Source organism: Sphingopyxis sp. JAI108, assembly GCF_013410105.1.
In the GTDB taxonomy this organism is placed as follows: Bacteria; Pseudomonadota; Alphaproteobacteria; order Sphingomonadales; family Sphingomonadaceae; genus Sphingopyxis; species Sphingopyxis chilensis.
The window spans coordinates 41,079-55,022 of record NZ_JACCCJ010000001.1; the positions used below are offsets into that span (position 1 = coordinate 41,079).

General features: G+C 64.0%; 19 protein-coding genes and 1 riboswitch. Of the genes, 4 read left to right on the forward strand and 15 right to left on the reverse strand.

Going from position 1 to position 13,944, the window contains the following annotated elements; genetic code table 11:
• Positions 1–54 precede the first annotated feature (54 nt).
• The 10 genes from HDC29_RS00220 to thiC all read right to left on the reverse strand — a co-directional run bounded on the left by HDC29_RS00220 (position 55) and on the right by thiC (position 8,409).
• Positions 55–510, reverse strand: coding sequence for a glycine zipper 2TM domain-containing protein (locus HDC29_RS00220; protein ID WP_179493472.1), 456 nt, complete (start codon positions 508–510; stop codon positions 55–57).
• Positions 511–619: 109 nt separating this feature from the next.
• Complete coding sequence (locus tag HDC29_RS00225; protein ID WP_179493473.1) at positions 620–1,084, reverse strand: NIPSNAP family protein; 465 nt, start codon at positions 1,082–1,084, stop codon at positions 620–622.
• A 25-nt stretch (positions 1,085–1,109) separates the two neighbouring features.
• Entirely contained in the window at positions 1,110–1,547 is a 438-nt protein-coding gene (gene arr, locus HDC29_RS00230; RefSeq protein WP_179493474.1) for an NAD(+)--rifampin ADP-ribosyltransferase, read from the reverse strand.
• A 14-nt stretch (positions 1,548–1,561) separates the two neighbouring features.
• Complete coding sequence (locus HDC29_RS00235; protein WP_218844264.1) at positions 1,562–2,119, reverse strand: hypothetical protein; 558 nt, start codon at positions 2,117–2,119, stop codon at positions 1,562–1,564.
• Positions 2,120–2,231: 112 nt separating this feature from the next.
• Positions 2,232–2,879, reverse strand: coding sequence for a hypothetical protein (locus HDC29_RS00240; RefSeq protein ID WP_179493475.1), 648 nt, complete (start codon positions 2,877–2,879; stop codon positions 2,232–2,234).
• An 82-nt stretch (positions 2,880–2,961) separates the two neighbouring features.
• Positions 2,962–3,543 (reverse strand): N-acetyltransferase, encoded by a 582-nt coding sequence (locus HDC29_RS00245; protein WP_179493476.1) that lies wholly within the window; start codon positions 3,541–3,543, stop codon positions 2,962–2,964.
• A gap of 32 nt (positions 3,544–3,575) precedes the next feature.
• Positions 3,576–4,103: a 2'-5' RNA ligase family protein gene (locus HDC29_RS00250; protein ID WP_179493477.1), complete on the reverse strand. Its 528-nt coding sequence runs from the start codon at positions 4,101–4,103 to the stop codon at positions 3,576–3,578.
• Between the two features lie 61 nt (positions 4,104–4,164).
• Positions 4,165–5,169 (reverse strand): SIR2 family protein, encoded by a 1,005-nt coding sequence (locus HDC29_RS00255; RefSeq protein WP_179493478.1) that lies wholly within the window; start codon positions 5,167–5,169, stop codon positions 4,165–4,167.
• A gap of 45 nt (positions 5,170–5,214) precedes the next feature.
• Positions 5,215–6,321 (reverse strand): TIR domain-containing protein, encoded by a 1,107-nt coding sequence (locus HDC29_RS00260; RefSeq protein WP_179493479.1) that lies wholly within the window; start codon positions 6,319–6,321, stop codon positions 5,215–5,217.
• A 195-nt stretch (positions 6,322–6,516) separates the two neighbouring features.
• Positions 6,517–8,409, reverse strand: a complete 1,893-nt coding sequence (gene thiC / locus HDC29_RS00265) for a phosphomethylpyrimidine synthase ThiC (RefSeq protein WP_218844265.1) — start codon at positions 8,407–8,409, stop codon at positions 6,517–6,519.
• A gap of 43 nt (positions 8,410–8,452) precedes the next feature.
• Positions 8,453–8,564, reverse strand: a riboswitch (TPP riboswitch).
• A 78-nt stretch (positions 8,565–8,642) separates the two neighbouring features.
• On the opposite strand from thiC, the gene HDC29_RS00270 reads away from it, so the two are divergent.
• The 3 genes from HDC29_RS00270 to HDC29_RS00280 all read left to right on the forward strand — a co-directional run bounded on the left by HDC29_RS00270 (position 8,643) and on the right by HDC29_RS00280 (position 10,261).
• Positions 8,643–9,083, forward strand: coding sequence for a DUF6265 family protein (locus tag HDC29_RS00270; RefSeq protein WP_179493480.1), 441 nt, complete (start codon positions 8,643–8,645; stop codon positions 9,081–9,083).
• Positions 9,083–9,775, forward strand: coding sequence for a YafY family protein (locus tag HDC29_RS00275; protein WP_179493481.1), 693 nt, complete (start codon positions 9,083–9,085; stop codon positions 9,773–9,775). Before HDC29_RS00270 ends, HDC29_RS00275 begins: the two co-directional genes overlap by 1 nt.
• An 81-nt stretch (positions 9,776–9,856) precedes the next feature.
• Positions 9,857–10,261 (forward strand): GFA family protein, encoded by a 405-nt coding sequence (locus HDC29_RS00280; protein ID WP_179493482.1) that lies wholly within the window; start codon positions 9,857–9,859, stop codon positions 10,259–10,261.
• A gap of 176 nt (positions 10,262–10,437) precedes the next feature.
• Here HDC29_RS00280 and rplT read toward each other — a convergent pair whose 3' ends face one another.
• The 4 genes from rplT to hisN form a co-directional block, all read right to left on the reverse strand.
• On the reverse strand, positions 10,438–10,803 hold the full coding sequence (gene rplT, locus HDC29_RS00285; RefSeq protein ID WP_167920066.1) for a 50S ribosomal protein L20: 366 nt from the start codon (positions 10,801–10,803) through the stop codon (positions 10,438–10,440).
• A gap of 13 nt (positions 10,804–10,816) precedes the next feature.
• The gene (gene rpmI, locus HDC29_RS00290) at positions 10,817–11,020 is read right to left on the reverse strand and encodes a 50S ribosomal protein L35 (protein ID WP_058803495.1); all 204 of its coding nucleotides are present in this window, start codon (positions 11,018–11,020) and stop codon (positions 10,817–10,819) included.
• A 117-nt stretch (positions 11,021–11,137) separates the two neighbouring features.
• Positions 11,138–11,488 carry a GFA family protein gene (locus tag HDC29_RS00295; RefSeq protein WP_179493483.1) on the reverse strand — a complete coding sequence of 117 codons (351 nt, stop codon included), beginning with the start codon at positions 11,486–11,488 and terminating at the stop codon, positions 11,138–11,140.
• Between the two features lie 17 nt (positions 11,489–11,505).
• Complete coding sequence (gene hisN, locus HDC29_RS00300; protein ID WP_179493484.1) at positions 11,506–12,288, reverse strand: histidinol-phosphatase; 783 nt, start codon at positions 12,286–12,288, stop codon at positions 11,506–11,508.
• Between the two features lie 116 nt (positions 12,289–12,404).
• Here hisN and HDC29_RS00305 point away from each other — a divergent pair, with 116 nt between their 5' ends.
• Positions 12,405–12,947: a TetR/AcrR family transcriptional regulator gene (locus tag HDC29_RS00305; RefSeq protein WP_179493485.1), complete on the forward strand. Its 543-nt coding sequence runs from the start codon at positions 12,405–12,407 to the stop codon at positions 12,945–12,947.
• A gap of 4 nt (positions 12,948–12,951) precedes the next feature.
• On the opposite strand, the gene HDC29_RS00310 is transcribed toward HDC29_RS00305, so the two are convergent.
• A complete protein-coding gene (locus HDC29_RS00310; RefSeq protein ID WP_179493486.1) occupies positions 12,952–13,887 on the reverse strand; it encodes a ribose-phosphate pyrophosphokinase in 936 nt (311 codons plus the stop codon).
• Positions 13,888–13,944 lie beyond the last annotated feature (57 nt).

Here is a 13,944-nt window from a genome sequence, read left to right on the forward strand (position 1 = left end):
GCACAGACTAATGACACCGGTGAACCTCCGCAAGCCACCGTGGCGTCGCGCCCGTTAGCGGCAGCGCACGTCGTCGTTGCCGCTGCGTTCGATCGCGCGCCCGGCGACCGCGCCGCCGACCGCGCCCAGCACGGTGCCGAGCGTCTTCGAATCGCCCGGCGCAATGACGTTGCCCGCGATGCCGCCGACGACGCCGCCGACGATCAGGCCGGTCGAGCCGTCGTTGCGGCGGCAATAATATTTGCCGTCGCGGCCGCGATAGACGCGGTCGTTGTTCGACAGGCGGCGTTCGCGGTAACGGCGGTCGTTGCGGTAATAATTGTCGGCATAATAGCCGTCATAGCGCGGGTCGGGCCGGTCATAATCGTAGCGGCCGTACTGGTCGTAAGTGCTGCGATCATAATAGCCGTAGCCGCCGTCGTCATAGCCGCCGCCATAACCGCCGGTCGAGGCGCAGGCGCCGAGCGTCGCGGTCGCGGCGGCGAGGGGCAGGATCATGAACTTGTTCATCGGCATCACTCCATCTGGTCGCGTGCCGGGCCAAGCGGGCGGGGCATGCTTTATGGCCCCTCTGCATCATAGACCCGCGAAGACGCCTCCCGGTTCCGTCGGCGGGCCGTCAGCCGCCCGCGCCCGCGCGGTCGGGCGACCAGGGCAGGGGTTCGAGCGTGCGGTCCGAAATCGCGTCGACGAAGCGGCCGTGGCGCGCGCCGGTTTCCTTCTTGATCGCGGCCCATTCGGGATCGGCCATGAAGGCGGCCCAGGCCGCTTTCATCGTGGCGGCGTCGGGCCAGTCGATCAGATAGACGAACTCGACCTTGCCCTCTTGCTCGCTGCGCCAGATCGAGCGGACGGCAAAGCCGTGGCGCGCCATGATGCGCAGCGCATGATCGCGGAAGCGGTCGTGGAACACACGTTCGTTGGCGCGCGGGATTTCGTAGATACGGAGCTGCTGGAGCGGCGCGGGAGCGGCCGGAGATGCGGCCGTGGCGGCGGGCGCGAGGGCGAGCAGGGGGGCGATCAGCGCAGCGAGCAGCGCGGCGGGGGCGAGGGTGGGGGCAAGGCTGCGGATGGGGGAGGGCATCGGCGTTTCTCCTTTCTACGGGCGGTCAGTCGATGATCCCATCTTTCCCCTCGGCCTTCAGCTTCGCGAGGCCGTCCTTCATCGCCGCGAGCACCTCGGGCGCGTGCGGGGTCCAGCTTTCGACCTCGCCGACGATGCGCAAGGGGGCGCGGCTGCGGTAGCTGCGCGTCGGGTTGCCGGGGAATTTCTGATCGGTGAGGTTGGGGTCGTCGAACCAGTCGCCGGTGGGCTCTACGATATAGATGCGCTCGCGCCCCGCACCTGCCGCGAGCTCGCAGCCCCAGATTGCGGATTCGAGCGCGGCGGAAAAATAGATCCACGACAGCGGCTTTTCGGTGCCGTAATTGCTGTTCCAGCCGGCGGCGAGCAGGTCGCCGGCGGCGAGGTCGGCGCGCGTGCCGTGATAGAAGGTCGCGCCCTTTTCAGGACCATTGGCGTCGGCGCCGGTGGGCATGTCGGTCATCGGCGTATCTTGCCTCAATATGCGTTGCGCGTCGTGCGCAGCACCGCCTTGCCGTCCTGCCAGTTCACCTCGGCGGCGGGCTCGTCGGCCTTGCCCGGCGCGAAGAGTTCATAGACGATCATGCCGTCGTTCTGCGTGCTTTCGATGACGCGCGCGGGGATGAAGGCATCGGTCGCGGCGGCGGCCACCGCGCGCACCTCGGCGGGGGCGGCGGCCCAGGCGATGTCGCGCTGCATCTCGACCACCGTGTAGGCGCCCGCTTCCTCGATCAGGTCGAGCTCGACGGGGCTGCCGTCGGGGCGCGTCCCCTCGACATCATAGAAGATCCTGCCGCCCCGTTCCTTGCGCTCGGCCTCGGCAATTTTCATGCCGGGCACGCGGGCGAGCACGGCATCGCGCACCCCCTGCGGCAGGTCGGCCTCGGCAATCTCGTCGATCTCGGCGGCGGGGCCGTCGGCGAGCACCGACTTTTCGGGCGCCGCACTTTCGGGCGTTGCGGGCGCCTCTGCCTTGCCGCACCCCGTTAGCGCCAGCATCGCGCTCGCAATCAACCAGGCCTGTCCACGCATCATCACTCTCCCATGAAGGCAAGGGAGGTCAGCCTATCCGGGACCCGGCGACGTGTCGAGGCGGGTGGAAGTTGTCAAACTTGTCATTCCCCTCCGGTAAAATGATACCCGTCGCTCAATAATCGTCATCCTCGTCCGCGTCTTCGGGGCGGAGGACGCGCGGGTCGATGCCGAGCGCGGCGGCGAGCAGCGCGGGATCGGGCGGCGCGGGGGTGCCGCGATCCTCGCCCATATAGGCGGCGTCCTCGGCCAGGCTGAGCAGCCGCGCGAGGATCAGCGCGGGGCCGTCGAAATGCTGCACCGCCTCGCGCCCGTCGCGCCAGTCGCCGAAGCGCACGGGATCGCGGCGGCGGAGGATGAACTGGGTCAGCCGCTCGTCATAATAGCGCCGCTCGCCGATCTGTTCGCCCCGATAGAAGACGGGGCGCGACACGCCGTGGACCGCGCGCGACAGCGCGGCGTCGGCGAGCCGCCGCACCCCCATGTCGAGCGCCGCGTCCCACGCGAGGCGGAACGCCTGCGCCTCGGGCCGGCGGCGGAGGTTATAGGCGGCGGTGGCCGAGACGCCGACCGCGGCGGCCGCCTGCACGACGCAGGCAGTTTCGGCGAGCGCCTCGATAAAGCCGACCTGCCGCTCGGGCGTCCAGCCGTCGTGGCGCGCGCGCAGCGCCACCGGGGCGAAGCCCGCGGGGGCGTGGGAAGGGGCCGGCGCGGCATCGTCGTGCGGCGCGGCGGGGCGAGGGGGGATTTTTTCCTGCTTCATCGGGCAGGATGAACCACGAACGGATAATGTAGGACAGCGATTTCGGCGCGGCGACGTGCGAAATAGGATCGCGCCGCGCGCCTCACCCCCGCCCCGGCCGGAGCATCGGGGTCAGCACCGGCGAGCTTTCGGTGCGGATCTCGCCGGTAATTTCGAAACCGAAGCGGCGGTAGAGCGGGATGTTGCGCGGGTTCGAGCTTTCCAGATAAGCGGCGCGGCCGTCGGCGTCGATGACCGCGATCGCCGCCTCCATCAGCGCGGTGCCGAGCCCGCGGCCGCGATACGCCGGATCAGCGGCGATCAGCGGCAGATACCAGACCGGCTCCTGGGGGTGAAAGCGGTCCATCTGTTCGACGAACGCGTCGAGTTCGGCCTTGCGGTGCGGCGGCGTCTGTTCATCCATGATCGCGGCCATGACCTCGCCGTCGGGCGCGACGCCGGGCGGGAGCCAGGTCGCGACCGCGGCGCCGTCGTCGGCGACGAACGCCGTTCCATGCGCGAACGCCGCGCCGCCGAAGGCGCCGAAGAATTCGTGACGGCGGCTCATATAGGTCGCGGCGTCGGGCGAGGCCCAGCGCGCCACCGGGTCGGCCGAAAAGCCGAGCACCAGCGTGTGGAGCAGCCGCGCCTTGTCCGCGGGTTTGCCGATCGTGATCGTCGCCATGTCTGCTCTCCTCTCTCGTCGGGGCGCCGCGCTCAGTCGCCGGGCGGCGTCAGCGCCCAGCGGCCGTGCTCGACATGCGTGGTCTTGCCGACAACGCTTTCCATCAGCAAGATTTCCCGCACCGTCCATTCGATCGGCGGCAGTTTCAGCGCGCCGAACGTCTGCGAACCCAGCCGGTCGCCGCGATAGTTGATCGTGATGTGCGGTTCGGGCGTGGTGCCGTCCATGATCGGCGCCTTTTCGCGCAGCAGATGGTTCACCAGCGCCTTCTGAAACGCCCGCGCCTCGGCCAGCGGTTCGCGCGTGCGCAGCGTCACCGCCTTGCGGTTCTCGATCCGGTCGAAGCGGAGCGGGAAGGGGGCCGCGGCGAAGCCGTCGAGCGCGGCGATGGTCGCGGGCAGCCACTCGGGCGGCGCATAATGCAGGTCGTAGAGCGAGATGAGCGTGACATGAAGCAGGTCGGGCCCGCGCCCGGGATCGTTGCGCGGCAGCGCGGCGATTGCCGCCTGCACCTCGGGCGGCGGCTTGGCCATGACGTAGAGGGGGTTTCGGGCGCGCATGTCGGGAGTGTAGCATGGTGTGGGGGTGAGGCCGACTGGCCGTTGCGCCAATCCTGAAGTTTCAAAACTTGATTGAGGATATCGCTGACTTGTTGAAACCAGATTGTATTAGCTTGACCCGCCCGCGCTGGCTCGGAAAGTTCGTAGGGTTGGGATTAATAATATAAACATCTGTCGAAGATGTAACGTTTTCACGTATTATGGAGTTAATATGTTCATCTCTAAATGCAAAACCAATAAATATAATCGCAGAGCTTTCGGCTATGGATTTTGCGAGATAATTATGAAATATTGAAAAAAACTCGTTGTCGCTCTGTCCTTTAAATCCGGGATATATTATCGCATGATTTTTGTGATTTCCCGTGAAGTTCGAATCTCCAACATGTATCTCTTTGCCGGCTCTCCTCCAGTCGAGTGAGCCGTGAAGCTTCGTTAAAGTCGAATGTCGAGCACCAATTTCTGCCCATTCCTTCAGGTTCAATTTTTGCCGGATGCGACCGCTAACCCCCCGCCATTCCTTTGCGGTGTCTGGTCCTAGCCGTATGTCCAACGCAGTTTCGATTGCGGCATCATAATTCGTTGTGAATATTTCAAGGCTCTCTCCCGCGCCCTCGGCGTGATGTAGTAGTTCCAACCAGTTGTCTTTTAATTCTTCCTCGCTTGGTTCATATCCATAGAGGTCGTATACGACCTCGTTTATACTTGAAATCAAACTGTCCAGCCTAGACCTTGCGCCAGAATTTAGATCAAAAAATGCACCAATATTTTTGCGAGGAATAATTTCGTTTATCAGTGAGCTTCTAAAGAAGCGTCCCGTTATCGAACCTTTTGACTGTACCCTGACGCAGTCGTTTCTAAGGTTTTCTAGTATCCATAGGACCATCTCGATATCAATTTGGTCGGGATTCTCGGTTTCTCGGATAAAAGATATGGCAAATTGAAAGAAGCTATCATTTTGAATTTCAGCGGGGAGGCGTTCAAAAAACTCCACGGTAGTTGGAAACTCATTTGAGTTAACTGCCTTCGAGGCCCCTGCTCCGGCAAATATCGTAAGCCTCGTACCCATTTTTATCTCCAGTTAGGCGGGTTCTTATTAATATAAGTCCAGTCTCTATTGAGCTTTGAGTCCTCTAAGGGCTTTCAAAATCTTCATCCCTGCTTGAAATTCAATTGAACTTCCTGAGTATCGAGATTCATATAGCCCCTGCAGATTGGACGGCAAAGTTACACCATCCTCAACCACAAGGATAAAGCGACCCTTATAGAGTGCCATTGCCGCGCCTATCTCAATTAGGACATTAGAATTAATTTGAGGGTGTTTTTTTCCTTCGTCGTCAGTAAGGACGCCTTCAGATCCAACGTGTATGACGGCCGCGCTGCAGCTGCGCATGTCGTCCATTACTTTATCGGGTATCGGTTTCGCGGTGGTTTCTGTTCGTGTCGATATAATAGGTTCAAATCCACCAAGCTCGACGACTTCTTTGATTTGGTCCAAGATGCCTTGGTTTTTGCCGTGAGTGATAAAAACCCTGCTGTTAGGAGCTGGGCTTATTGTCACGATGTCGGATTGCGGCGCAGGTGCTCGCTCATCCCGGTTCTCGTCTTGGCGCTCTCCGTACTCTTCGTCATCGACCTGCAAATCGGTTTCGCCTGATCGGAGCTTGGCTTGGCTAGGAGAAGGGGCGTCGAGCGAAACAAATGGACCCGTCTTAGTCTGTTTGATGAAACCGACGAAATCGCCGTTGCGCTTTAAAAGGGCGACGAGGCCATCAATCCGATCTTTGGGGAGGCCTTTGCTAACCAGTACATTCCCGGCAATGTCGTCACGGGGAAATTTTGCTCGATCGTAATTGCGATAAAAATCCCCAAGAAGACGAGGTTTTAATGCTGCTTCCTGCAAGGCGACTAGGTCATCTCCTTCGGAAGTAGGCGCCACTATGCGACGTCCTAAGTCTGTAAGAAGTATCTCGCTAGCGTTATAGCCGCCTTCGGTAAGGCCATACGCAATAGAGGCGCCACAAAGGTTACGCCATCCGCCACTTGTCGGACTGAGATCTAGCGCCATTGCTACGTTGTGCGGCGCAGCGCCCTTACCCGCGTAGTTGTCCCAGAGACCACGCGCGATGCGAAGTGCTTCTTCTAAGCTGATATTTGGGAAGTCTGCTTGGCTGATTCTTGAACGTTTTGCCGCTTCGCTGGCCGTCTCCGCTTTAGGCATGACCCTACCCCTTCGTTGCTCAATGAGAACAAAGTAGGATTTTTGCGCGGCCGTTTCTAGGCTTATTTGATCACGTCGCTCTGAATCTTCTGTGTGGTTGGTTTAGAGTTATGATTTTATTGTCTAAATAAATTCAGAAGATTCATTTTCCTCACCCCAGTTTTGCTTGAGCGGTGATTGGAGCGCTTCCTCGCCCTAATCATGCTCCCGGCCACCTGCGCCCATATAAAGCTCGCTCCCCGTTTCCTTAAACAGCTCGCTCATCTGGGCCATGCCCTTCTCGGCTTCCTCGGCCGCGATGAAATTCTCGGCGGGCTGGTTTTGCTTCGCCGCAAATTCCCGCACTTCCTGGCTGATCTTCATCGAGCAGAATTTCGGGCCGCACATGCTGCAGAAATGCGCCGACTTGGCGCCCTCTGCCGGGAGCGTCTGGTCGTGGTACTGCTCCGCCGTGTCGGGGTCGAGCGACAGGTTGAACTGGTCGCGCCAGCGGAATTCGAAGCGCGCTTTCGATAGCGCGTCGTCGCGGACCTGCGCGGCGGGGTGGCCCTTGGCGAGGTCGGCGGCGTGGGCGGCGAGCTTGTAGGTCACGACGCCGACCTTCACATCGTCGCGGTCGGGCAGGCCCAGATGCTCCTTGGGCGTGACGTAGCAAAGCATCGCGGTGCCGTACCAGCCGATCTGCGCGGCGCCGATGCCGCTGGTGATATGGTCGTAGCCCGGCGCGATGTCGGTGGTGAGCGGCCCGAGCGTGTAGAAGGGCGCCTCGCCGCACGCTTCGAGCTGCTTTTCCATATTCTCCTTGATCTTGTGCATCGGGACGTGGCCCGGGCCCTCGATCATCACCTGCACATCCTGCGCCCAGGCGCGCTTGGTGAGCTCGCCCAGCGTGTAGAGCTCGGCGAACTGCGCCTCGTCGTTCGCGTCATAGATGCTGCCGGGGCGCAGGCCGTCGCCGAGGCTGTAGGCGACGTCATAGGCCTTCATGATCTCGGTAATCTCGTCGAAGCGTTCGTAGAGGAAGCTTTCCTTGTGATGCGCGAGGCACCATTTCGCCATGATGCTGCCGCCGCGCGACACGATGCCGGTCATGCGCTTGGCCGCGAGCGGGACGTAGGGCAGGCGGACGCCGGCGTGGATGGTGAAATAGTCGACGCCCTGCTCGGCCTGTTCGATCAGCGTGTCGGCAAAGATTTCCCACGTCAGATCCTCGGCGACGCCGCCGACCTTTTCGAGCGCCTGATAGATGGGGACGGTGCCGATCGGGACGGGCGAGTTGCGGATGATCCATTCGCGCGTGTCGTGGATGTTGCGCCCGGTCGACAGGTCCATGACGGTGTCGGCGCCCCAGCGGATCGACCAGACCATCTTGTCGACCTCGGCCGCGACGTCGCTGGCGACCGCGCTGTTGCCGATATTGGCGTTGATCTTGACGAGGAAGTTGCGGCCGATCGCCATCGGTTCGGATTCGGGGTGGTTGATGTTGCTGGGGATGATCGCGCGGCCGCGCGCAACCTCGTCGCGGACGAATTCGGGGGTGACATAATCGGGGATGCTGGCGCCGAAGCTTTCGCCGTCGCGCTTATATTCGGACAGGCGCGCGCGGCCGAGATTTTCGCGCTCGGCGACATATTCCATCTCGGGGGTGATGATGCCGCGGCGGGCATAGTGCATCTGGCTGACGTTCTGACCCGGCTTGGCGCGGAGGACCTGGCGGCGGACGTTGGGGAAGGCGGGGACGCCACCGCTGCGGTCGGGGCCGAGCTGGCCGTTGTCCTCGGGCTTCACCTCGCGCTGGGTGACTTCTTCGACGTCGCCGCGGCCGCGGATCCACTGGCTGCGGATTTCGGGGAGGCCGGCGTTGATGTCGATGGTGGCGTTTGCGTCGGTGTAGGGGCCGCTGGTGTCGTAGACGCGAACGGGGGGCTCGCCCGAATGCGGGTCGAGGTCGATCTCGCGCATCGCGACGCGGATGCCGCTGCCGGTCTGGGTCGCGACGTGGATCTTGCGGCTGCCGCGGATCGGGCCGGTCGTCACTCCGATGGGGGTTGCGGCGCTCTTGTCGAGGCGGGAATCGATGTCGGCCATGTGCAGTCGCTCCATTTTTATCGGAGCGAGAATGGGATTCCGGCTTAGGAACGCCAACCCTCCCTCCGCCGGTATTAGCCGGATCAGGTTCAACGGGTCGCGGTCTATTCCGCTCTCAACCGGCCCTTGCAGACGCGGCTCCCCGGGGATGGAGGGGTTATAGGGGGCGGGGGATGCGCTGTCCATTGATGATGGGGATGGTGCGATGGTAATGAGCGGCGAGGGAGAGATTTATGCGGATCATGGCGGCGGTTCTATCGGTCCTGCTGGTGGCGGCGAGCCCGGCGGCGACGGTCGACGATCTCGGCTGGCTCGCGGGTGACTGGGCGAGCGAGGCCGACGGGCGCTGGACCGAGGAAAGCTGGGCGCCCGCGCGCGGCGGGGTGATGCTGGGGCACAGCCGCTCGGGGCGCGACGAGGCATTGCGCGAGTTCGAATTTCTGCGCATCGCGCGGGGCGACGACGGCGCGCTCGCCTATATCGCGATGCCGCAGGGCGGGGCGCCGGTCGTGTTCCGGCTGGTGCGGCAGGAGGGTACAAGCGCGACCTTCGAGAACGCCGCGCATGATTATCCGCAGCGCATCGCCTATGTTCGGAGCGGCGACACGCTGACCGCGACGATCTCGGCGATCGACGGGTCGAAGCCGCGTAGCTGGAGCTATCGGCGGCGCTGATGGACAAGACGGGACGGTTGTTCGCGATCATCGACGGGCTGCGCCGGCGGCGGCGGCCGGTGACGGCGGAGGTGCTGGCCGAGGAGCAGGGCGTGTCGGTGCGCACCCTCTATCGCGACATCCAGGCGCTGATCGCCCTGGGCGCGCCGATCGAGGGGGCGGCGGGGGTCGGCTATGTGCTGCGCCCCGGATTTTTCCTGCCGCCGCTGATGTTCACCGCCGACGAGCTGGAGGCGCTCGTGCTCGGCGCGCGCTGGGTCGAGGGGCGGCAGGACGGATCGCTGTCGCGCGCCGCGGGGCTGGCGCTCGCCAAGATCGCGGCGGCGAGCCCCGACGAACTCAAGCAGCGGATCGACGAGGCGGGGCTGTGGCCGGTGAACAGCCAGTGGCGCGAGAGCGATGCGCCCCTGCTCGCGACGGTGCGCGATGCGATGCGCGCGGAGAAGGTGCTGCACATCGACTATGCCGACGAGCGCGGCAAGGCGACGGCCCGCGCGATCTGGCCCGCGGCGCTCGCCTATTATGAGGAGAAGCAGATCATCGCGGCCTGGTGCCTGCTGCGGCAGGATTACCGCAGCTTTCGCATCGACCGCATCGCCGCGGCGCGGATCGGCGACGAGGGGTTCGGGCGGCGGCGCGCGGTGCTGATGGCCGACTGGTGGCGGCGCAACGGCTGGGACGACGCCTCCTGACATGATCCGTCAGGGGGGTGGGCTATCCCCTTCGGGAGAGCGGCGCCGGCGGACGGCGCGCACCCGACCGGAGGATAGGAAATGCTGAAAACCCATCATGGTTCGTGCCACTGCGGCGCCGTCAAGTTCGAGGCCGACATCGACCTCGAGGCGGGGACGGGCAAATGCAATTGTTCGATCTGTACCAAGAAGCGGGGCTGGAACGCGCAGATCAAGCCCGAGGCATTTCGCCTGCTGACCGATCCCGCGGCGCTGTCCGACTATCAGTTCGGGTCGAACAGCGCGCATCATGTCTTTTGCAAGGCGTGCGGGGTGTCGGCGTTCGGTCATGGCTATGTCGAGGAGATCGGCGGCGCCTATGTTTCGGTGTCGATCGCGTGCCTCGACGATCTGACTCCGGCCGAAATGGCGGCGCTGCCCGTGACCCATATGGACGGCGCGGGCAATAATTGGTGGAACCCGCCCGCCGTCACCGCGCATATGTGAGGGGGCGCGGCTGGTTTGCTGAAGCGTCGGCTTCGGGGTGGGGATCGTCGTTCCCGCTTTCGCGGGAATGACGAAGCAAGAAGTAGAACAGCAGCTTCCGGTCGATAACGGACACCCCGACGAAAAAGGGCGGCCCCGCGGGACCGCCCTTGTTTCGTTCGTCCTGGCTGAAAGCGTCAGGCTGCCTTGGGCAGCGCCGCCTTCGCCTGCGCGATGATCGCGGTGAATACGCCGCCTTCGTTCATCGCGAGGTCCGCCATGACCTTGCGGTCGAGTTCGATTCCGGCGAGCTTCACGCCGTGCATGAACTGCGAATAGGTCAGGCCTTCGGCGCGAACCGCGGCGTTGATGCGCTGGATCCACAGGGCGCGGAAGCTCCGCTTCTTTACCTTGCGGTCGCGGTAAGCATATTGGCCCGCCTTTTCGACGGCCTGCTTGGCGATGCGGATCGTGTTCTTGCGACGGCCATAATAGCCCTTCGCCTGATCCAATACGCGCTTGTGCTTGGCGCGCGTGGTGACGCCGCGTTTGATGCGTGACATGGTCTAGCGCTCCTTACTTCAGGCCGTAGGGCGCCCAGAGGCGCACATGGGCCGCGTCCGAATCGCTGAGCACGCTGGTGCCGCGGTTGGTGCGGATATATTTCGAGTTGTGCGACATCAGGCGGTGGCGCTTGCCGGCGACGCCGTGCTTCACCTTGCCCGAGGCGGTGAATTTGAAGCGTTTCTTCACACCGCTCTTGGTCTTCATCTTGGGCATTTTGGTCTCCTTTGAAGTCCGTTTGCGTATCGGCCTGGCAGCCCTTTCAGCCAGCCGACACAATCGGAAGCGGGGCGCTTAGGGGGATTCGCCCGGAAATGCAAGCTTGGAAGCCGATTAAAAGCTCGCGCCGTCGACCTTCTGGATCTGGAGCGCGTCGAGATCGGCATCGGGCACGCAGCGCAGGTTCACCGCGGCCATCTTTGCGCCGTCGGGGGCGATGCCGACCGAAAAACTCTGGCAGCCGCAGTCGGAGCAGAGTTGATGGTCGATATTATGCTTGTTGAACTTGTACGACGCGAGCTTGTCACTGCCGCTCTCCAGACGAAACCGGTCGATCGGCACGAAGGTCAGCAGGAAGCCCTTGCGCCGGCAATGCGAGCAGTTGCAACTCATCGCCGTGTCGGGAATGTCGCCCTCGACCGTATAGGTCACCGCGCCGCAATGGCAGCTGCCTTCATAAGCCATGTCCGTTCCTCCCCTTGTCAGTGGTGGCAGGCGAGTCCTTCGATCACATCCTCGAGCCGCGCCGGATCGCCCAGTGCGATGACATGGCCCGCGCTCTCGCTATGCAGCGGGTCGCCGTTCCAGTCGCACATCGTCCCGCCCGCACCCTCGACGATCGGCACGAGCGCGGCGAAGTCGTGGAGCTTCAGCCCCGCTTCGACGACGAGGTCGATATGGCCGCTCGCGAGCAGGCCATAGTTGTAGCAGTCGCCGCCGAAGAGCATCCGCTTGTGCGACGTCTTTGCCGCGAGCGCCATGAAATGCTCGCCGTCATGGTCGCTGAAATATTGCGGGCCGGTCGTCGCGAGAACGGCGTCGGACAGGCTGCGGCAGGCGCGCGTTGTCGCGGGCACGCCACTGAACAAGGTCGGATGCCCCGTTGCGCCGACCCAGCGCTCGCCCGAGATCGGCTGGTCGATGATCCCGATCAGCGGCCAGCCATCCTGCAGCAGCGCGATCAGCGTGCCGAAGATCGGGCGGCCGGCCATGAAGCTGACCGTGCCGTCGATCGGGTCGAGCACCCATTGGCGCGCGGCCTCGGGACGCTCGGCGCCATATTCCTCGCCGATGATGCCGTCGCGCGGCGCCTCGGCATCGAGCAGGCGGCGCATCGCGGCTTCGGCGGCGCGGTCGGCTTCGGTCACCGGGGACGCGTCAGCCTTGGCTTCGTGGGCCCAGTGCGAACGAAAAAGCGGGCGAATCGCTTCGCCCGCGGCGTCGGCGAGGCGGTTGGCGAGAGCAAGGTCAGAGGTAATCGACATCGCCCCCCGCTAGCCCAGCCCGGCCCGCGCCGCCAGTCCGCAGCGCACATATCGCGCCCTTCGGTACGTCATTATATCGATTTTACAATATTCATATAAACTGTAAAATCACGCCGATGCCGGGCGAGTTTCCTCTCGATGCGATCGTCGCGACCTTCGCGCGCTATGGGCTGCGCAAGGCATCGATGGAGGATATCGCCGCCGCGCTCGGCGTCTCGCGGCAGGCGCTTTATCTGCGCTACGGATCGAAGGGTGCGTTGATCGGCTGGGCGACGAAGGCGCTGATCGACGCGTCGCTCGCCGCCGCGCTCGCGAGCATCGAACAGCCGGCGAAAACGCTCGCCGACCGACTGGTCGATGCGCTCGACGCGTGGGTGGGGCGGCATATGGCGGCGCTCCATGCCTCGCCGCATGGCGCCGAGATCGTCGCCATGCTCCAGCGCGATCCGTCCGATGCGGTGCGCACCGCCGAACGCCGGCTGGTCGCCGCGATAGCCGAGGCGATCCGCCTGAGCGGCCCGGGATCGGCGGTCGCGCGCGCGGGCAGCATGGCGCAGGCCCTATGCTGGACGGCGCGCGGGCTCGTCCACGCCGTGCCCGACCATGCGAGTTTCCGGAGGCAGATGGAGCATATCGTCGGCGCGCTCGTCGCGCGCTGACGCATCAGTCGAAGAGCGAGGAGACGCTCGTTTCGTCGGCGATGCGCTTGATCGCTTCGCCGAGCAAGGGCGCGACGGTGAGCGCGCGGACCTTGCCGCTGTCGTTCACCGCGTCGGTCGGCTGGATCGAATCGGTGATGACGAGCTCGGTGAGTTCGCTCGCATCGACGCGCGCGACCGCGCCGCCCGACAGCACGCCGTGCGTGCAATAGGCGACAACACCCTCGGCGCCCGCGGCTTTCAGCGCGGCGGCGGCGTTGCAGAGCGTGCCCGCCGAATCGACGATATCGTCGATCAGGATGCAGAAGCGGCCCGAAACGTCACCGATGATGTTCATCACTTCCGATTCGCCCGCGCGCTCGCGGCGCTTGTCGACGATCGCGAGCGGGGCGTTGTCGAGGCGCTTCGCCAGCGCGCGTGCGCGCACCACGCCGCCGACGTCGGGCGAGACGACCATCAGATTCTTGCCGCCGAAGCGCGCCTGGATGTCGGCGCTCATCACCGGCGCAGCATAGAGATTGTCGGTCGGGATGTCGAAGAAGCCCTGGATCTGCCCGGCGTGCAGGTCGATCGCGAGGACGCGATCGGCACCCGAGGTGGTGATCAGGTTCGCGACGAGCTTCGCCGAGATCGGCGTGCGCGGGCCGGGCTTGCGGTCCTGGCGGGCATAGCCAAAATAGGGGACGACCGCGGTGATGCGCTTCGCCGAGGCGCGGCGCAGCGCGTCGTTGATGATGAGCAATTCCATCAGATTGTCGTTCGCGGGGAAGTTCGTCGGCTGGACGACGAAGACGTCCTGGCCGCGGACATTCTCGTGAATTTCGACGAACACCTCTTCGTCGGCGAAGCGGCGCACGCTCGTGTCGGTCAGCGGCAGTTCGAGATAGTCCGCGATCGCACGGGCCAGCGGCAGGTTGCTGTTGCCGGAGATGAGTTTCATGGCGTGCAAGGCCCTTTCGCGCGGGTGGGATTGCGCGCCCCTTAGCCACCCTGGGCG